Origin of the sequence: Brevundimonas sp. (genome assembly GCF_046295775.1) — a bacterium.
Classification (GTDB): Bacteria; Pseudomonadota; Alphaproteobacteria; order Caulobacterales; family Caulobacteraceae; genus Brevundimonas.
In genome coordinates this window covers 42,856-60,204 of the sequence record NZ_JBKBML010000011.1, presented here as the reverse complement: position 1 = coordinate 60,204, position 17,349 = coordinate 42,856, and the positions used below count along the sequence as shown (strand labels likewise).

The 17,349-nt window shown below is 67.1% G+C and carries 21 protein-coding genes, 1 tRNA gene and 1 riboswitch; of the genes, 11 read left to right on the top strand and 11 right to left on the bottom strand.

The features are described 5' to 3' along the window. The first annotated feature begins 104 nt into the window (after nucleotides 1–104). From ACK4I0_RS08600 to ACK4I0_RS08580, 5 genes are all read left to right on the top strand, one after another. Nucleotides 105–434 carry a YbaB/EbfC family nucleoid-associated protein gene (locus ACK4I0_RS08600; protein WP_409610017.1) on the top strand — a complete coding sequence of 110 codons (330 nt, stop codon included), beginning with the start codon at nucleotides 105–107 and terminating at the stop codon, nucleotides 432–434. Further along, nucleotides 434–1,036, top strand: a complete 603-nt coding sequence (recR, locus tag ACK4I0_RS08595; RefSeq protein ID WP_409609955.1) for a recombination mediator RecR — start codon at nucleotides 434–436, stop codon at nucleotides 1,034–1,036. The genes ACK4I0_RS08600 and recR overlap by 1 nt, the downstream gene beginning before the upstream one ends. A 46-nt stretch (nucleotides 1,037–1,082) precedes the next feature. Then, the gene (locus ACK4I0_RS08590; RefSeq protein ID WP_409609953.1) at nucleotides 1,083–2,309 is read left to right on the top strand and encodes a DNA recombination protein RmuC; all 1,227 of its coding nucleotides are present in this window, start codon (nucleotides 1,083–1,085) and stop codon (nucleotides 2,307–2,309) included. 210 nt (nucleotides 2,310–2,519) lie between these two features. Further along, the gene (locus ACK4I0_RS08585) at nucleotides 2,520–2,885 is read left to right on the top strand and encodes a hypothetical protein (RefSeq protein ID WP_409609951.1); all 366 of its coding nucleotides are present in this window, start codon (nucleotides 2,520–2,522) and stop codon (nucleotides 2,883–2,885) included. Between the two features lie 38 nt (nucleotides 2,886–2,923). After that, nucleotides 2,924–2,997, top strand: a tRNA-Gly gene (locus ACK4I0_RS08580). A gap of 41 nt (nucleotides 2,998–3,038) precedes the next feature. Here ACK4I0_RS08580 and ACK4I0_RS08575 read toward each other — a convergent pair. Genes ACK4I0_RS08575 through ACK4I0_RS08560 form a run of 4 tightly spaced genes read right to left on the bottom strand, consistent with a single transcriptional unit; the run spans nucleotide 3,039 to nucleotide 5,377 of the window. After that, nucleotides 3,039–4,016, bottom strand: a complete 978-nt coding sequence (locus ACK4I0_RS08575) for a TraB/GumN family protein (protein ID WP_409609949.1) — start codon at nucleotides 4,014–4,016, stop codon at nucleotides 3,039–3,041. A gap of 32 nt (nucleotides 4,017–4,048) precedes the next feature. Then, the gene (locus ACK4I0_RS08570; RefSeq protein WP_409609947.1) at nucleotides 4,049–4,699 is read right to left on the bottom strand and encodes a hypothetical protein; all 651 of its coding nucleotides are present in this window, start codon (nucleotides 4,697–4,699) and stop codon (nucleotides 4,049–4,051) included. Continuing rightward, complete coding sequence (locus tag ACK4I0_RS08565; protein ID WP_409609945.1) at nucleotides 4,696–4,899, bottom strand: helix-turn-helix transcriptional regulator; 204 nt, start codon at nucleotides 4,897–4,899, stop codon at nucleotides 4,696–4,698. Before ACK4I0_RS08565 ends, ACK4I0_RS08570 begins: the two co-directional genes overlap by 4 nt. A gap of 10 nt (nucleotides 4,900–4,909) precedes the next feature. Next, on the bottom strand, nucleotides 4,910–5,377 hold the full coding sequence (locus ACK4I0_RS08560) for a hypothetical protein (protein ID WP_409609943.1): 468 nt from the start codon (nucleotides 5,375–5,377) through the stop codon (nucleotides 4,910–4,912). Nucleotides 5,378–5,544: 167 nt separating this feature from the next. On the opposite strand from ACK4I0_RS08560, the gene ACK4I0_RS08555 reads away from it, so the two are divergent. Continuing rightward, nucleotides 5,545–6,219, top strand: coding sequence for a DsbA family oxidoreductase (locus ACK4I0_RS08555; protein ID WP_409609941.1), 675 nt, complete (start codon nucleotides 5,545–5,547; stop codon nucleotides 6,217–6,219). A 161-nt stretch (nucleotides 6,220–6,380) separates the two neighbouring features. On the opposite strand, the gene ACK4I0_RS08550 is transcribed toward ACK4I0_RS08555, so the two are convergent. Beyond that, the gene (locus ACK4I0_RS08550; protein ID WP_409609939.1) at nucleotides 6,381–6,578 is read right to left on the bottom strand and encodes a hypothetical protein; all 198 of its coding nucleotides are present in this window, start codon (nucleotides 6,576–6,578) and stop codon (nucleotides 6,381–6,383) included. Next, nucleotides 6,575–6,973 carry a zeta toxin family protein gene (locus ACK4I0_RS08545; protein WP_409609937.1) on the bottom strand — a complete coding sequence of 133 codons (399 nt, stop codon included), beginning with the start codon at nucleotides 6,971–6,973 and terminating at the stop codon, nucleotides 6,575–6,577. The genes ACK4I0_RS08550 and ACK4I0_RS08545 overlap by 4 nt, the downstream gene beginning before the upstream one ends. Before the next feature lie 272 nt (nucleotides 6,974–7,245). On the opposite strand from ACK4I0_RS08545, the gene ACK4I0_RS08540 reads away from it, so the two are divergent. Then, nucleotides 7,246–8,541, top strand: coding sequence for an AAA family ATPase (locus ACK4I0_RS08540; RefSeq protein ID WP_409609935.1), 1,296 nt, complete (start codon nucleotides 7,246–7,248; stop codon nucleotides 8,539–8,541). Nucleotides 8,542–9,001: 460 nt separating this feature from the next. On the opposite strand, the gene thiC is transcribed toward ACK4I0_RS08540, so the two are convergent. Next, nucleotides 9,002–10,936, bottom strand: coding sequence for a phosphomethylpyrimidine synthase ThiC (gene thiC, locus ACK4I0_RS08535; RefSeq protein WP_409609933.1), 1,935 nt, complete (start codon nucleotides 10,934–10,936; stop codon nucleotides 9,002–9,004). Between the two features lie 53 nt (nucleotides 10,937–10,989). Then, nucleotides 10,990–11,098, bottom strand: a riboswitch (TPP riboswitch). 124 nt (nucleotides 11,099–11,222) lie between these two features. Here thiC and ACK4I0_RS08530 point away from each other — a divergent pair. Then, nucleotides 11,223–11,630, top strand: a complete 408-nt coding sequence (locus ACK4I0_RS08530; protein WP_409609931.1) for a BLUF domain-containing protein — start codon at nucleotides 11,223–11,225, stop codon at nucleotides 11,628–11,630. Here the strand turns inward: ACK4I0_RS08530 and ACK4I0_RS08525 are convergent. Then, complete coding sequence (locus tag ACK4I0_RS08525; RefSeq protein ID WP_409609929.1) at nucleotides 11,627–12,004, bottom strand: hypothetical protein; 378 nt, start codon at nucleotides 12,002–12,004, stop codon at nucleotides 11,627–11,629. The genes ACK4I0_RS08530 and ACK4I0_RS08525 overlap by 4 nt on opposite strands. 5 nt (nucleotides 12,005–12,009) lie before the next feature. Further along, entirely contained in the window at nucleotides 12,010–12,840 is an 831-nt protein-coding gene (locus tag ACK4I0_RS08520) for a TIGR02587 family membrane protein (RefSeq protein WP_409609927.1), read from the bottom strand. 104 nt (nucleotides 12,841–12,944) lie between these two features. Between ACK4I0_RS08520 and ACK4I0_RS08515 the strand changes: the two genes are divergently transcribed. After that, a complete protein-coding gene (locus ACK4I0_RS08515) occupies nucleotides 12,945–13,943 on the top strand; it encodes a D-cysteine desulfhydrase (RefSeq protein WP_409609925.1) in 999 nt (332 codons plus the stop codon). A gap of 92 nt (nucleotides 13,944–14,035) precedes the next feature. Continuing rightward, the gene (locus ACK4I0_RS08510; protein ID WP_409609923.1) at nucleotides 14,036–14,695 is read left to right on the top strand and encodes an aspartate/glutamate racemase family protein; all 660 of its coding nucleotides are present in this window, start codon (nucleotides 14,036–14,038) and stop codon (nucleotides 14,693–14,695) included. Nucleotides 14,696–14,714: 19 nt separating this feature from the next. Here ACK4I0_RS08510 and ACK4I0_RS08505 read toward each other — a convergent pair whose 3' ends face one another. Together ACK4I0_RS08505 and ACK4I0_RS08500 are read right to left on the bottom strand one after the other, a co-directional pair. Further along, nucleotides 14,715–15,668 carry an RcnB family protein gene (locus tag ACK4I0_RS08505; protein ID WP_409609921.1) on the bottom strand — a complete coding sequence of 318 codons (954 nt, stop codon included), beginning with the start codon at nucleotides 15,666–15,668 and terminating at the stop codon, nucleotides 14,715–14,717. A 153-nt stretch (nucleotides 15,669–15,821) separates the two neighbouring features. Next, nucleotides 15,822–16,373, bottom strand: a complete 552-nt coding sequence (locus ACK4I0_RS08500; RefSeq protein ID WP_409609919.1) for an RcnB family protein — start codon at nucleotides 16,371–16,373, stop codon at nucleotides 15,822–15,824. 154 nt (nucleotides 16,374–16,527) lie between these two features. On the opposite strand from ACK4I0_RS08500, the gene ACK4I0_RS08495 reads away from it, so the two are divergent. Then, a complete protein-coding gene (locus ACK4I0_RS08495) occupies nucleotides 16,528–17,247 on the top strand; it encodes a glutathione S-transferase family protein (protein ID WP_409609917.1) in 720 nt (239 codons plus the stop codon). Nucleotides 17,248–17,349 lie beyond the last annotated feature (102 nt).

Here is a 17,349-nt window from a genome sequence, read left to right as displayed (position 1 = left end):
TGAGAGGCTCTCCATTCGGCAACAGCGTCGATTGCCAACTAGGGTGTTAAAGGCGCACGCCGCAACCCCTGTTGCGCGACTTCGACATGGCCTATCTGAGGGGCATGAAGGATCTGAACCAACTCATGCAGCAGGCCCAGGCGATGCAGCAGAAGCTGCAGGACGCCCAGGCCAAGATGGCCGAAACCACCGCCGAGGGCACCTCGGGCGGCGGCCTGGTCACCATCGCCCTGAAGGGCCCCGGCGAAATCACCGCCGTGAAGATCGACGACAGCCTGATGCAGCCCGGCGAGGGCGAAATACTGGCCGACCTGATCGTGGCCGCCCACGCCGACGCCAAGCGCAAGCTGGACGAGGCCAACGGTGTCCTGATGCGCGAGGCCGCGGGCCCCATGGCCGGGATGAACATTCCCGGGATGCCGAAGCTGTTCTGATGGCCGCCTCCGCCGGGCCGGAGATCGAACGGCTCATCTCCCTGCTGGCCAAGCTGCCCGGCATGGGGCCGCGTTCGGCGCGCCGCGCCGCGCTGGCCCTGCTGAAGCGACGCGAGCAGTTGCTTGTGCCGCTGGCCGCTGCCTTGGCCGATACGGCGGAGAAGGTCGTCAGCTGCTCTGTCTGCGCCGCGCCCGACACGCGCGACCCCTGCTCCATCTGCGCCGATCCGAACCGCGACAACGGCCTGATCTGCGTGGTCGAGGAAGCCGGCGCCCTGTGGGCCATGGAGCGGTCGGGCGCCTTTCGCGGCAAATATCATGTGCTGGGCGGGCTTCTGTCGGCGCTGGACGGCGTCGGCCCCGATCAGCTCCGGGTCACCGAACTGATCGGCCGGGCGCGCGGCGGCGAGGCCAAGGAGGTCGTGCTGGCTCTGCCCGCCACCGTCGACGGCCAGACCACCGCCCACTATCTGGCCGAACGGCTGAGCACGGCCGGCGTCGAGGTCACCAGCCTGGCGCGCGGCGTGCCGGTCGGCGGCGAGCTGGACTGGCTGGACGACGGCACCATCATCCAGGCCCTGCGCGCGCGCCGCCCGGCGTAAGGCGGCCGCGCTTTCCGTTCCGCTCGACTCCCGCTAGGAACGGAGCATGAACACGCTTGAGCTGATCCTGGCCGTCGTCGCCTTCGTCCTCGGGGGCGGCTTTCTTTGGGCCTACGCCGGTTGGCAGCGGTCGCGCGCGGCCCTGGCCTCGGCGCATGACCGCATAGACCTGATCGAGGAAAGCCGCGTCACCATGGCCGATCTGGTGCGCGCTCAGGCCGCCCAGTCCGCCCAGGCTGTCGCCGACCAGATGGTGACCCGCGCCACCGAGACCTTCCAGGCCCAGGACCGCGTGGCGCGCGAACGGATCGAGGCGCAGCTGAAGCCTGTCGCCGAGCAACTGACCAAATTCCAGGAACACGTCGCCGCGCTGGAGAAGACCCGCGCCGACGAGACTGGCGGGCTGAAGGAGCAACTGGCGGCCCTGATGACGGCTTCGACCGCCACCCGCGACGAAGCGCGCCGCCTGACCGAGGCGCTGAAGGGCAACACCGGTCGTCGCGGCCGCTGGGGCGAGCAGACCTGCCGCAATGTGCTTGAGGCCGCCGGCATGGCGGGGCGCTTCGACTTCGAGGAGCAGAACTCGGCCGCGAACGAGGACGGCCGCCAGCAGCGGCCGGACTTTGTGGTGCGCCTGCCCGGCGGCGGCATGTTCGTGATCGACGCCAAGGTGTCGCTGGCCTTCGCCGATGAGGCCGACGGCGACGAGGAAGACCAGGCCCGCGCCGCTTCGCTGCGCACCGCCGCCAGCGTCAAGACGCACGTGCGCCAGCTGGCGTCCAAGGCCTATCAGGATCAGTTCAAACCCAGCCCCGACTTTGTGGCCATGTTCGTGCCCGGCGACGCCTTCCTGGCCGCCGCCCTGGACCACGAGCCTGACCTGATGACCCAGGCCATGGCCTCGCGGGTGGTCATCGTCACCCCGACGACCCTGTTCGCCCTGTGCAAGGCCGTCGCCTACGGCTGGCGCGCCGAGGAGCAGTCCAAGAACGCCGAGGAAGTGGCCAAGCTGGGTCGCGAACTCTATCGCCGCCTGTCGGTCATGGGCGGCCACGCCGCCGCCGTCGGCCGCGCGCTGGACACCGCTGTCGGCAAATACAACCAATTCGTGGGGTCACTGGAGAGCCAGGTCATGGTCTCGGCCCGCCGGTTCGAGGATCTAAAGGTCGATCACGAAGGCAAGGATCTGCCCGCTCTGCCGGCGGTCGAGCCCACGCCGCGCGGGCTCAGCCGGCCCGAGCTGCTGGCCTCGACCCCCGACGCTGCGGAGTAAGGGGGCACCGCCGCCGAGCTTCAAGACGTGAACTAGTTTCAGGTCGTCCCGGCTGCCTGAAAGGCGTTTCGCAATAGGGCGTTCACCTTTGCGCCGCTACTTACGAGACGTCGGACTAGAGGTGTCATAAGCTTCGGCAAGCGAACACAGAACGCCGCGCTATTGTCCCGGCGGGCAGAGCCGCCCAAGTCAGGGGGCTACTGGCCAGCGGTGCTCATCACTGCTTTGGCGGGCGCGGCAATGCCGGTGTTGATTCTGGCTGTTGTCGGTATGTTGGGTGTCGAGAGCTCGACTTGGAGCGCTCGATTTCAGATCGCCGTCATGGCTGGTCTCTCGAGCGGAGTGACGGGGGCGATCGCACTGCTCACTGTGGATTTCGTTCTGAAAGCGATGCGCCAGGATGCTCCATGGCTTTATGCGATGGGAACGGCGGGGCCGATGTGCGGTCTTGTGGTTCTTCTGTTCTGGGGCACCCAGGCAGGACCGGTTTGGATAGCGATACTGTACGGCATCCCCTTCCTGATCGGCGGAAGCGTGTTGGGCTTGGCTCGACGCGCCGAAGGTCGCTTCGCTTGATGTGCGAGCGTGCGCTGCGGTAAGGCTCGGGCGGCGCCGCGGGCATGATGTAGTGGTAGCCTGGCAGCTTCCCAAGCTGCTCGTGCGGGTTCGATTCCCGCTGCCCGCTCCAGCCGCCGAGCCGGTTGCTTTCCGGCTCGGCAGATTTCGCTCCTAGTCGCGCACTTCCTCGACCGTCACGCCGCGAGCGGCCAGCATGGCCTGGACGCTGTCTTCGCCCGCCAGGTGGCCGGCGCCGACGGCGATGAAGGCGGTCCCGGAGCCCTTGAGCAGTTCCTCGATCTGGTCGGCCCAGTCGGCGTTACGGCGGGTCAGCATGACGTCATAGGCCTCGGGGCTCTTGTCCTTGATCTTTTCGACCATGACGGCGTCCAGGGTTTCGATGTCGCCGGCGGCCCAGGCGGCGACCATCTGGTTCAGCTCGGCGGCGGCGTTGTCGAAATCGTCGAGCGTCGCATCCAGCAGCTGGATCTGCGCCTCTTCGCTCATGCCGGCGATCAGCCCGACCTGCTTGTCCGGTGTTTCGAAGCCCCGGATCGTCTTGCCCTCGGCGCGCGCCAGGCGGGCCAGGGTCAGCTCGACGCCGGATTGCGGATCGAAGCCGGCCTTGGCCAGCGGCGCCATGGCCAGGGTGATGGCGACCATCCAGGGGCGCATGGGCTCAAGCTGGGCGGCCGAGGCGCCCAGGGTGCGGGCCGCCGCGTCGACGCGGGCGATCTGCTCGGCGTTCAGCACGCTGGACAGGGGCCGGTCGGGCGACAGTCCGTGACGCTGCATCACCGCCATGACGCCGGCGGTGTCGTCGACATCGGCGAATTCGAGCCACAGCTCGTCAGACGCGTCGAAGGCGGCCTGGAAGCGCGGCGTGGCCCAGCCCGTCTCGGGCTTGAGCACATGGACGGTGCCGAACAGGTACACGGTCGAATCCGCGTCGCGGATCACCCACAGGCGGGGGCCTGCGCCCTCGGCCGGGCGGATGGCGGGCGCGGCTTCGGTCTGAACTTGGGGCGCAAGCGCCGCCTGGGCGTAGGCCGGGGCGGCTTCGAGGGCCACCGCGCCATACAGGCCCAGGCCCAGGGCGACGCCGGCGGACAGGCGGGTGAAAGCTTTCAGGGTGGAACGCAGGGTCATCGGAGGCTCCTTGGAGGACGGAAATATGGGGATCAGGCGAGGCCGCGTCGCGTCGTCACGATCACGGCGGTGAGGAGATACAGGCCCATCAGGACGACATAGACGTCCCAGGCGTCGATCGGCGGGGCCAGGCCCAGCCGGCCCGCGGCGGCCCAGCCGAACAGGGCCAGCTGGCCGATGGCGAAGGTGGCGGCGCAGCTTTCCAGCATCGTTCGGCGCAGCAACTCGTCGCAGCGGCGGAACAGCCGCCAGTTCAGGATGCAGTGCGCCACCAGCAGCACGCCAATGGCGATGAGGCCGAGCAGCGGCTCCACACCCGTCGCCGCAATCACCGGCGGCAGGCTCATCAGCACGGCCGACAGGATCAGGATGATCCCCTGCAGGCGGGCGTCGGCGATCTCGGCGCGGCCGGCCGGCTCTTCGGTCTTGAGCATGCGCGACATGGCGCGGCCGTTGCGGGCGGCCCAGATCACGGCGATCGAAGCGACCGCCAGCATCAGCGCCAGCATAAGGGCGACGGCGTCGATCCAGCCCAGGTCCAGGGCGGGCAGCTGATCGGGCGCGACGACGTCGGCCGCCAGATAGCCGACGCCATAGCCGGCGACGCCGAACACCAGCAGCGTCAGGGCAAACCGGATCAGGGCGCGCGCCCGGCTCGGGCGGGGGGCGACGGATGCGGTCATTGGGAAGCCTCCTCGTCGGAAAAGATGGACTCGATGGGCTGGCCGAAGACGCGGGCGATCTTGAAGGCCAGCGGCAGGGACGGGTCATAGCGGCCAGTCTCCAGCGCATTGACGGTCTGGCGCGAGACACCGAGCTGCTCGGCCAGGTCGGCCTGGCTCCAGTCGCGTTCGGCGCGCAGCACTTTCAGGCGATTGTTCACGACGGCCCCCTCAACGCCGCCGCAGCCACCACACGCCCCAGGCGAGGGTGTAGCCGACCAGCATCAGGGCCAGCAGGCCGCCGGCGCCCAGGGCGGCGTGGGCCACCGGGTCGTTGCGGCCGTGGAACCAGGCGGGCAGGGTCCATTCGGCCGTCTGCGGCAGGCCGGCGATCATCATCAGCGGCATGCCCAGCAGCAGGGCGCCGGCCCCGCCCCAGAACCAGGCGGACTTGTGCGCCTCGCGCGCCGCCTCGTCGATGGCTTCCATCCAGCGCACGCTGAGCCACAGACCCGTCGCCGCCGCGATCAGCCCGACGACGCCGAAGCCCACGATCTCCAGCCGGGCGATGCGCTCGGCCAGATCGGGCCGGGCCGCCGACAGATAGCCGACGCCGAAGCCCGCGATCGCCGCGACCAGACCGGCCACGAAGCCGACCAGCAGAGACCAGAGCAAAAGACGGATGACCCGGGGCGACATGACAGTGTTCCTTGTCCTTATGACAAGGTCACTTTACCTCTTCATCGCTTGATGTCAAGCGACCTTTCCTTTTTGCCCAGCGCCGGGCGCGCTCGACAGGGCAGGGCGGTTGCGCGCGGGCCGGCCCGGCCACATCTGCGAGCCCTGTAAGCCCCAAAGGACGCGCCATGACCCGGACCCTGCATATCGACTTCGTCTCGGACGTGGTCTGCCCCTGGTGCGTGGTGGGGCTGGGCGGGCTGGAGACGGCGCTGGAGCGACTGAAGCCCGAGGGGATCACCGCCGAGATCGCCTTTCGTCCGTTCGAGCTGAACCCCGACATGGCGCCGGAGGGCGAGAACATCGTCGAGCACATCGGCCGCAAATACGGCGCGACGCCCGAACAGTCGGCCGCCAACCGCGAGATGATCCGCGCCCGCGCCGCCGAGGCCATGCCCGACGTCGACGGCCGGCCGTTCGAGATGCGGATGGGCGAGGACAGCCGCATCTGGAACACCTTCGACGCCCACCGCCTGTTGCATTGGGCGGGCGAGATGGAGGGCGACGCGCAGGCCCGACTGAAGAAGGCCCTGTTCCACGCCCACTTCACCGAAAACCGCAACCTGACCGACGCGGGCGTGCTGACGGCGGCGGCGGAGGCGGCGGGTCTGGACCGCGCCGAGGCCGCCGAGGTCTTGGCGTCCAGCCGCTACGTCGAGGCCGTCCGCACCGACCAGGCCCAGTGGCGCGCCCGAGGCATCAGCGCCGTGCCGGCGGTGGTGATTGACGGCAAATACCTGATCAGCGGCGGCCAACCGGCGGCGGTGTTCGAGGAGGCGTTGAGGAGGATTGCCGGCGAATGACCCTCTCCCGCTGGGAGAGGGCTTGAGAGCACGACGGCGCAGCCGTCGTTCTGGCGCGAAAGGGTGAGGGTCGAACGTCTGATCTGCGGCTTCGCCGACGGAACCCGCCGCCCCTCATCCGACCCCTTCGGGGCCACCTTCTCCCATCGGGAGAAGGACGATCAGGCGGTCCGGCCCTTGGTCGGTTTCGGCTTGAGGTCGTCCAGTTCGCCGGGGGCGCCGGTGATCAGGCGACCCTTCCAGCCGGGCGGCGGCAGGAACTTGCCGGACTTTTCCTCGCGCGTGCCGTTTCTCGCCATATCCGCCGCGCGGCGGCTGGCCTTGAGGATGGTCTCGTGATCGAAGATCGACTTGTTCATCGCGGTCCCCAATCTAGCAGTTCAAGCATTTCGCCGCCACTTGCGTAGATTTTCCAGTCGTCCGCGAGCGGCTTGTAGGTGGTCTCCAGATACTCGCCGCTGACGACGAAGCGGCGGCGCAGCGTCTCTTCCGGAATGCCGTGGCCGCCTTCGGCGACGCGGTGCGCGACGCGGGCGATGGAGTGTTCCGCGCTGGGCAGGCGCAGATAGACCAGTTCGAACCGGTATCCGGCCGCCTTCCAGTCGCGGATGCGGACCGCATGGGACCGGTTGGCCAGGGTCGTCTCCAGCACGAAGTCCGCCCGCTCGGCGACCAGTTCGTCCAGGCGCTCCAGCACCCGACGCCCGGCCGCCAGGTCCCGGGCCGCGCCCGCGCCGCCGAGCCCGCGCGCCACCTCGTTCGGATTGACGAACTGAAACGCCTCCGCGCTCGCGCAGGAAGCCGTTGATGAAGGTGGTCTTCCCGGCTCCGTTAGGCCCGGCGAGGAGGACGAGGGTGGGCATTGCGGCAGGTTAAGCGGGAAATGGGTTTGTGTCCTGATTTCCCCCGCATTTCACGAATCCCAATGGGCGTATTTGTTTACCACCAGCGTCACGCTATTATTTCGGCGAGCGGGAACTTGTCGTACTTCAAGCCTTCCGCAGGCCTAAGAAGCCGAGAGGGTTCATGCTAACCAGCGTCGATATCGAGCACTTCAAGAGCTACCGGTCTGCAACATTGCAGCTTGGCCCGTTGACGGTGTTGATAGGTGCCAATGCCTCCGGCAAGAGCAACGCGCTTGAGGCGTTAAGGCTATTATCTTGGATCGCTCAAGGGAATCGTCTGAGCAACATTAAATACGCTGTTTACGAGAATGACGCGTCTGTCCGGGGCACCACTAAAGATCTAGGCTTTCGCGGGCAGAAGAAATTTACTCTCAAGGCAACTCTCAACAATAGATGGGAGTATGTGTCGTTTACATTGCTGGTCGATGGAAATGGCGATCTGCATATAGCCGACGAGCGTATGGATGTTCTCAATTTTAGCACGCTGCCGCTTTATGAGGTGGTCGGCCGCACCGGTGATATCGGAAGTGATCTTCAGGTCGCGTACAATAATTTTGCTCGAGGCGGAATAAAGCCAAAGGTAAGTTGCACTGATCAGATGGCGATCATGACGCAACTGCAAAGTTCAGCACGGTTTGCCGGTACACACAGACAGGCACAACGGCGAATTCCTGAAAGCTGCGAGCGGTTTCAAAGGGAGTTATCGGCCTTTCTGTTCCTCGATCCTCAGCCGTCCTTGATGCGAGGATACAGCTTTAAAACCGATGACCGCCTCCATGGCGATGGTTCAAATCTCTCTGGAGTGTTGGCCAGGATATGTGACGCGCCAGCTATGGGTGCGAGGCTTCTGGAATTGATTAAGAGCCTACCCGAACAGAATATTAATTCGATTGATTTCATTCAGACGCCAAAAGGCGAGGTAATGGTGCAATTGGAGGAAACTTTTGGCGGTGAAAATAGGAAATTTGACGCAACTCTCCTTTCTGACGGAACTCTGAGAGTTTTATCGATCGCGGCAGCTGTAATGTCAGCTGACGAGGGAAGTCTCGTCGTTATCGAAGAAATTGATAATGGCGTACATCCGAGTCGTGCCGAGATGCTTCTGGGAAACATCGCTGCGATAGCAAGTGAGCGTGGCATTAGAGTGCTGATTTCTAGCCATAATCCTGCGCTGCTCGACGCGTTGCCTGATAGCGCTGTCCCGAGCGTTGTGTTTTGTTACCGCAATCCAGACACTGGCGAGAGCGAGTTGACTCGTCTCCAAGATATTCCTGACTATCCCGCTCTAATAGCGCAGGGGCCGGTTGGTCACTTGATGACAAGCGGCCTTCTGGAACGCTTCGTCAAAAATCATCCGGGCCCAGCTTTAAAGAAGCAACGAGCCGAGGCTTGGCTCGCAGACCTCAGAGGCAAATAGCATGCCCGTGGTCACTATCGTGGACACCTGCGTGTTCTTAAATGTGCTCGACGTTCCAGGGTTCAATCAGAACAGAGGTAGCGTCCTTGACGAGGTCGAACGCCGTATTAGGGCAGGCGAGAACCTGCTCTTGCCATTCTGTGCAATTTTAGAAACCGGCAACCACATCGCTCAGCTGTCAGACGGGGGGAATCGCCGACGATACGCGGACGTTTTCGTTAGCCAAGTGAGAGCAGCGCTTGCCGGGACGACCCCGTGGACCCCGACGCAAGCACTCACGCTAGAGGACTTGGGGTCGTGGTTGGGCGATTTTCCAGATTCCGCGATGCGCGAGGTTGGGCTGGGCGACCTGACCATCATTAAGGAGTGGGAGGCCGCCTGCATTCGGCATCCTCAGTATCGAGTATTGATCTGGTCTCTCGACGGCGGGCTGGCAGGCTACGATAGGGTAATCTAGCCCTCAAATTTTCACCTCCACCACCCCGCCCCCGGCGCGGAATTTCGCGCTCATCTCGGCCATCCCGGCCTCCGCCTCCGCCAGCGATCCGCCCGCATCGTTCTGGGCCTGGGCGTCCCGGCGGATGTCCTGGCTGATCTTCATGCTGCAGAACTTGGGGCCGCACATGGAGCAGAAGTGGGCGGTCTTGTGGGCCTCCTTGGGCAGGGTCTCGTCGTGGTATTTGCGCGCCGTCTCGGGGTCGAGGCCCAGGTTGAACTGATCCTCCCAGCGGAACTCGAACCGGGCGCGTGACAGGGCGTCGTCGTGGGCGCGGGCGGCGGGGTGGCCCTTGGCCAGGTCGGCGGCGTGGGCGGCGATCTTGTAGGTGATGACGCCGTCCTTGACGTCCTGACGGTCGGGCAGGCCCAGGTGCTCCTTGGGCGTGACGTAGCAGAGCATGGCCGTGCCGAACCAGCCGATCATGGCCGCACCAATGGCCGAGGTGATGTGGTCATAGCCCGGCGCGATGTCGGTGGTCAGCGGCCCCAGCGTATAGAAGGGCGCCTCGTGGCAGTGCTTCAGCTGCTCATCCATATTGGCCTTTATCTTGTGCATCGGCACGTGGCCGGGGCCCTCGATCATGACCTGGCAGCCCTTGGCCCAGGCGATCTTGGTCAGCTCGCCAAGCGTCCGCAGCTCGGCGAACTGAGCCTCGTCATTGGCGTCGGCGATGGAGCCGGGGCGCAGGCCGTCGCCCAGGCTGAAGCTGACATCATAGGCCCGCATGATGTCGCAGATGTCCTCGAAATGCTCGTAGAGGAAGCTCTCCTTGTGGTGGGCCAGGCACCACTTGGCCATGATCGAGCCGCCTCTGCTGACGATGCCCGTCACGCGGTTGGCTGTCAGGGGCACGAACGGCAGACGGACGCCCGCGTGGATGGTGAAATAGTCCACGCCCTGTTCGGCCTGTTCGATCAGGGTGTCGCGATAAACCTCCCACGTCAGGTCCTCGGCGACGCCGTTCACCTTCTCCAGCGCCTGATAGATGGGCACGGTGCCGATGGGGACGGACGAGTTGCGGATGATCCAGTCGCGGATATTGTGGATGTTGCGGCCCGTCGACAGGTCCATGACGTTGTCGGCGCCCCAGCGGGTGGCCCAGACCAGCTTGTCGACCTCGTCGTCCACGCTGGACAGCACCGCCGAGTTGCCGATGTTGGCATTGATCTTCACCAGGAAGTTGCGGCCGATGATCATCGGCTCGACCTCGGGGTGATTGATGTTGTGCGGGATGATGGCGCGGCCGCGGGCGATCTCCTGACGCACGAACTCGGGCGTGACGAAGTCGGGGATCGAAGCGCCGAAGTCCTCGCCGTCGCGGATGCAGGGCGCGTTCTGCTCGCGGCGCAGGTTCTCGCGGATGGCGACGTATTCCATCTCGGGCGTGATGATGCCGGCCTGGGCGTATTCGTACTGCGTCACCGGGCGGCCGGGGACGCCCTTGAACACCTGATGGTTGGAGGTGTCGAAGCGCGGGGCCAGGTGGCGGCCCGACGCATGGCCGTTGTCCTCGGGCTTGACCTCGCGGGGATGGGCGACGGGGGCGATGTCGCCGCGATCGCGCTGCCAGCTGGATTTGACCTTGGGCAGGCCCTTCCTGATGTCGATGACCGCGGTCGGGTCGGTGTAGGGGCCCGACGAATCGTACATCGTCACCGGCGGCTCATTGGCGCTCGGGTGGACGGCGACCTCGCGGAAGGGGACGCGGATGTCGGGGAACAGCTCGCCCGCGACATAGACCTTGCGGCCCCCGGCGCGCGGCCCGGTGGGGATGCGACCGTGTTCCTCGGCGACTTTTTTTCGCGCTTCGCTGAGCGGGAGGCTATCGCTCGCGACGCGGTCGCTCTCTGCTTGAGCCTCGTTGAGGTCGGCTTGGGGCGTGACTTGGATGTTCATGGCGGCCTCTTTGCGTAAAGAGGGACCGCCGGCGCGGTTTGAGGGCGCCGCCTGAGCGAGGCCGTGTCTCGTCCCTTCGCCGGCATGACCCGGATCAGGTTCGACCGGTCAGGCGATCACGCCTATCTCAGCGGCTCAGGCGCCGCCCCCGGGAGAACGCCTTCAGGCTAACGCGCGCCGGACGCGAAGTCGAGGCGCGCTGCAAGACGTTGTAAAGACACACCCTCTAGGATGGTTTCTTGGACTGCGGCTGGACGTCAGGCGCGGGCGATAGCGGAGCTTCGCCATGGGCCTGGGCCTGGAACGGATCGTCTACACCAGCCGCGCGCGCACGGCCGAGGTCGGCCTGCCGATGCAGGTGGACATTCTGGCGGCGTCCCAGCGCAACAACGCCCGCGACGGCCTGACCGGCGCGCTGCTGATCCACGACGGCCGGTTCCTGCAGGTGCTGGAAGGCGCAGGCCAGGATCTGGACCGGCTGCTGAAGCGCCTGGGCGACGACCCGCGCCACGAGGGCATCGAGATCATCGAACGCGAGCCGATCCGGCAGCGACAGTTCGGCGAATGGGCCATGGCCAGCACCCGCGTGACGCCGACGCTGGCGGCGCTGCTGCGGCGAACGATCGAAGGCATGTGGACCTCCGACGAGACCCTGGCGCGCCTGGCCGAGGCGGTGGAGGCGCAGGCCGCCTAAGGGGCGGACCAGCCCCTGACCGAAACCCGCGCCTGCCGCGCATCGCCGTCGAAGCGCAGATAGGCCTCGGCGTGACCGCGACGCGGGACATAGGCGACCGTCGCGGTCGCGACCTCGGCGCCCAGAACGCCCTCGACCTGAACCTGGGCGGCGGTGTCGGGGCCGTCATTGATGACGCGCACCGTGGCCACCTGCCCGGCTGCGGTCGGCTGCACCTGAATGATGCGCGCGCTCAGCAGGGGCGGCGCCGACGGCTGCATCGCCTCCCAAGCCACGACCCCGATGGCGCCCAGGGTCACGACGACGCCGATCACGGCCATCAGGCCTTGCAGCAGGGGGCGGGGGCGGGCGGCGCTCTTCTTCTTGCGAGGCATGGGCGTCAGACCAGAAGACGGGCGGCGGCGGCGCCGATGGAGGCGGGAAAGCCCAGCACGATCATGGCCTGCAACGCGCCCTCGATGGCGTGCCCGTCCGTGCGGCCGAACACATAGAGCGCGAACAGGCTAACGCCCAGCGCAATGGCGTAGCCCGGCAGGGTGTAGTGGAGAAAGGCGTGCAGCGGGCGCTCGGCCTCTTCCTGACCCGCGAAGCCCGCATGAAAGACGATCAGGTGCAGCAGGGTCACCGATACGATGATCAGGGCCAGGGCGTGCCAGGCCGTCGCCTTGTAGGCGATCAGCACCATCTCCTCGGTCGGCGCCACGTTCAGGGCGAAGAACAGGGCGCCGGCCGCCATCAAGAACAGCTCGCCGGGATAGCTGGCCTGATCCTCGTCCGTGTCGCCCCGTCCGTCGCCGGCCAGCTGGCGACGGGCCAGCAGCGCGCCCATGGCCCCGGGCACGGCCTGAAGCGCAACGACGCCCACCGTCTGAGCCGGCGGATCGCCGGCCTGTAGCACGCCGAACAGCGTCAGCAGGGCCGCCGCCGTGATGAAGCCGACGGCGAGGGCGGTCGCGGTGTCCATCAGGTCGTTGACCAGCCCGCGCCGGTTCGAAAAGCCCGCGTAATAGGCCAGGCCGTAAAGCAACGGCAGGCCCGCGCCGATGAACAGCAGCAGCCGCCCATGCGGCATGGACACGCCCTGCTCCCACATCTCCATCGTCATCAGAAGCGGGATGTTGAAGATCAACGCGCCGCCGAAGGCCCGCGCCAGATCGCGCACATAGGCCCGCTCTCGGGTCAGGTCGAAACGGGCGACGGCGGTGGTCATGGCGCGGCAACGCTTGAGCGGCGCGCTTGGCTCCTCTCAGGCCGACGATCGCTTGGGCGCGCGGTCGGGCCGCGCTAGGAGGAGCGCGAACGGAGACCGATCCCATGCACCTCGCCCGCTTTCCCCGCGTCCGTCTGGCCCATCTGCCCACGCCGCTGGAGCCGCTGGAGCGGCTGAGCGAGGAACTGGGCGTCGAGATATGGATAAAGCGCGACGACTGCACCGGCCTGGCGGGCGGCGGCAACAAGACCCGCAAGCTCGAGTTCCTGCTGGGCGAGGCGCTGGAGCAGGGCGCGGACACGCTGGTCACCCAGGGCGCGGTCCAATCCAACCATGTGCGTCAGACAGCCGCCGCCGCCTCGGCCCACGGCCTGGCCTGCGAAGTGATCTTGGAGGCGCGCACGGGTTCGACGGCGACGGACTATGTCGGCAACGGTAATGTCCTGCTGAACCAGTTGTTCGGCGCGGTGATGCGCACCGTGCCGGGCGGGACCGACATGGTCGCCGAGCTGGAGACGACCGCCCAGGCCGTGCGGGCGCGGGGCGGCGCGCCTTACGTCATCCCCGGCGGCGGATCGAATGCGACGGGCGCGCTGGGCTATGTCGACTGCGCCCGCGAGATCGTGGTGCAGGCCGACGAGCTGGACCTGAAGATCGACCGCATCATCACCGCCACGGGCAGCGCCGGCACCCACGCGGGCCTGGTCACCGGCCTGGCGGTCATGGGCGCCGACGTGCCCGTGCTGGGCATTGGCGTGCGCGCCCCCAAGGCCAAGCAAGAAGAGAACGTGCTCAAGCTGGCGCAACTGACCGCCGCCAAACTGGGCCGGCCCGACGCGGTGACGCCCGAGATGGTGGTCGCGGACTGCGACTATGTCGGCGAAGGCTACGGCCTGATCGATCAGGCGGTGATCGACGCCCTGGCGCTGGCGGCGCGCACCGACGGGATCGTGCTGGACCCGGTCTATTCCGGCAAGGCGATGAAGGGCCTGATCGCCCTGTCGCGTCAGGGCGCCTTCAAGGGCGAGACCGTAGTCTTCCTGCACACCGGCGGGGCGCAGGGGCTGTTCGGCTATCAGAGCGAGTTGCAGGGGGCGCTTTAGGCGCCAGACCCCGCCGTCGCCGAGGCCGTCCGACGCTGTCGCTGAACATTTACGAGGCTGGCGTCGGCGCAGCGCCTGGGTAAAAAGCCGAGATGACCAAAATTCTCGGCATACTCGGCGGCATGGGTCCGGCCGCGACCGTCGCCTTTCTGGAGCGGTTGCAGGCCCTGACGCCGGCGAAGGCGGACGAGGAGCACATCCGCGTCATCGCCGACATCAATCCGCACGTGCCCAACCGCCATACTGAGCCCGAGGCGGCGGGGCAGACGCTCGGCGAGATGGCGCAGAGACTGCGCCAGGCCGGCGCCGAGGTGCTGGCCATGCCGTGCAACACCGCCCACGCCCATGCCGAGGCGATCCGCGCGGCGGGCCTGCCCTTCATAGACATGATCGCGGCGACCACCGAGGCGGCCAAAGCAAGCGGCGCGACGCGCATCGGCGTGCTGGCGACGCCGGGCGGCGAGGCTCTGTACAATCGGGCGCTGCGCGCGGCGGGGCTGGAGCCGGTGGTGCTGAGCGGCGCGGACCGTCAGGCCTTCATGGACACGGTGTTTGAGGTCAAGGCCGGCGAGCGGCCGCGAGAAGCAATGCGGCGCCTCGCCGACGTGCTGATCGCGGGGGGCGCCGGGGCCGTCATCGCCGGCTGCACCGAGGTGCCGCTGCTGCTGGCGGCCGACGATGTCGCGGTTCCGCTGGTGGATTCCAGCGAGGTACTGGCGCGCGCCTGCGTGGGCGCCTGCCGCCTCGATTGAAGCGGCAGGCGCCAAGCCGTCACCAACGCCAGGCGTCGTGTATGGCCTCGATCACATAGCCGTCGAAACGATCGACCAGATAGATGCTATTGTCGACGAAGACCCACATGGTCCCGGCGGGCGGCCAGGGCAGGCCCCACCGGTCGAAGTCGCGGATCTCATAGCGCCAGAAGATCGAGGGCAGGAACTGGCCCGCGTAAAACTGGCGGCCCCAATAGCTGCGCGGCACGCTGTAGTAACCATAGCCGGGCGCGAAGTAGAAGCCGATGCGTACGCCGCTCCAGCCCCGGAACGAACGGTCGTTGCGCCACCAGTCCGCGCGGGCGTGACGACGGCTCCAGTCGCGCTGCCACTGATCGCGGCTGAAGCGCTGGCGGAACTCGCGGTGATCGCGGTCCCGGTCGCGATTCCAGCCGTTGTCCGGCCGGTTGGGCCGGTCAGGGCGATCCGGACGATCGGGCCGGCTCGGACGATCGGGGCGATTGGGCTGACCAGGGCGGTTCTGGCCGCTGTCCGGCCGGCCCGGCCGATTCCAGCCGTCTGGGCGGTCGGGGCGACCCTCCGCTCCCGGCCGGGCTGGGCGCTCGCCAGCGGGGCGGTCGGGGCGCTGCGGGCGCTCGCCGTCGGGACGAGACGGGCGGCTGGGGCGCTCGCTTTCAGGCCGGTCAGGCCGGCTAGGGCGCTGGCCGTCGGGCCGGTCCGGGCGGTTGGGACGGTCGCCATCCGGGCGGGAAGGGCGCTGCGGCCGCTCGCCTCTGGATTGATCCGGCCGCGCATCGGGCTGCGGGCGCTCGGCGCGCGGACGCTCGGGCCGGGCGGACTGGCCGTCGCCGCCGCCCCGCCGGCCTTCGCCACGCGAGCCTCGGTCAGGCCGGGCGCTTTCGCCTCGGTCCTGGGCCAGGACGGTCAGGGGCGCGGCGGCCGGAACGGCGAAGGCCGAGAGCGCCGAAAACACCATCAGGGTGCGCTTCATTGGACAAGGTCCCCGCACGCCCGTCATGGGCGGCTCATGCATCAGACTGACGTTTGATAGCTGAATGGCCGCTGAACACTGCTCGACGATCACACAAGAAAAGGCCTCCCAGGCCGAAACCTGGGAGGACGAGTTCAGACGACGACTTGAAGATCAGAAGACGTTGTAGAGCACGCTTGCGATCAATCCGGTGGCCACCGCCATCAGCACGATGTCGCTGCCGGCGTGGACGTAGCGGTAGCCGCGCGGCGCGGGCGGCAGATTGTAGAAATACGGGTCGTTCACATAGTAGCCGCGATAGGCCGACGGCAGATACGAGCCCCGCGTCCAACGCTGGCCGTAGTAGCGCGGGTCGACCCGGTAATAGCCGCGACCCGGCGCATACCAGTAGCCCTGACGCGCGCCGCGATAGTCGCGGAAGTCGGAGCGGCCGCGCCACCAGTTCGGATTGCTCCGATCCCACCGGGCGGGCGGGGCGACGTGGCGGGGCGGAGGCGGCCCGCGGAAATCGCGGCGGTCGTTACGACGATCATTGCGGTAATCGCGCCGGTCGTCACGACGGTCCTGACGCCACTCGCGACGGTCGTCGCGCCGATCCTGACGCCATTCGCGCTGGTCGTTGCGGCTCTGCGCCTGGGCGATCATGGGAACGGCGGTCGTGGCCATGGCGACGGCGACGATCGCGGCCTGGGTGAGACGTTTCATCGAAGCACTCCATCTGGGGCGGTTGGCGACCAGCCCGTTAAGCATGGACGCACGATCGGGGCGGGCGCATGAACTCGTCCTGAACAGGTCTGTCAGCTTGCGGGACCAGGCCCGGCGCCCCAGATCGGGGTCAGGCTTTGCAGGAGATGCGCCGATGCCCCGCCCGATCGAGCTCTGGTACTGGCCCACGCCCAACGGCTGGAAGGTGTCGATCGCCCTGGAGGAGATGGGTCTGCCGTATGAGTTGAAACCGGTGAACATCGGTGCGGGTCAGCAGTTCGAACCGGCCTTTCAGGCCATCAGCCCCAACGGCCGGATGCCGGCGATCGTCGATCCCGACGGGCCGGACGGCCTGCCGCTGTCCATTTTCGAGAGCGGGGCGATCCTTCAGTATCTGGGACACAAGTCGGGCCGCTTCTATCCCCGCGACGCGCGCGGCAAGGCCGAGGTGGACCAGTGGCTGTTCTGGCAGGTCGGGGGTCTCGGCCCCATGGCCGGCCAGACCCACCATTTCCGCCAATACGCGCCAGCCTTGATCCAGGATCAGCGTCAGATCGCCTATGGCGTGCGGCGCTACACCGACGAGACCCATCGCCTTTACGGCGTGCTGGATCGGCGCCTGAAGGATCGCGACTACGTGGCCGGCGACTACTCCATCGCGGACATGGCCATCTGGCCGTGGATCCTGCCCAGCCATCAGGGCCAGAACCTGGAGGAGTTTCCGCATCTGGCGGCCTGGCTGAAACGCGTCGGCGAGCGGCCGGCGGTTCAGGCGGGCAGGGCGCTGGGCGACGATCTGCGCCGCGATCTTGGCTCTGCGGGCAAGGACGCCGAGCAGGCGCGCAAGGTGCTGTTCGGTCAGCGCGGGCGGTAAGGCTCTGGAAACGGGCCTCGCCAAAGCGTGAATCGCCCGGCCCGGCCTTCACCTTTCGTTGGCGAAAAACATTCGACGGCGCCCGACGCCGTTAAGACTAAC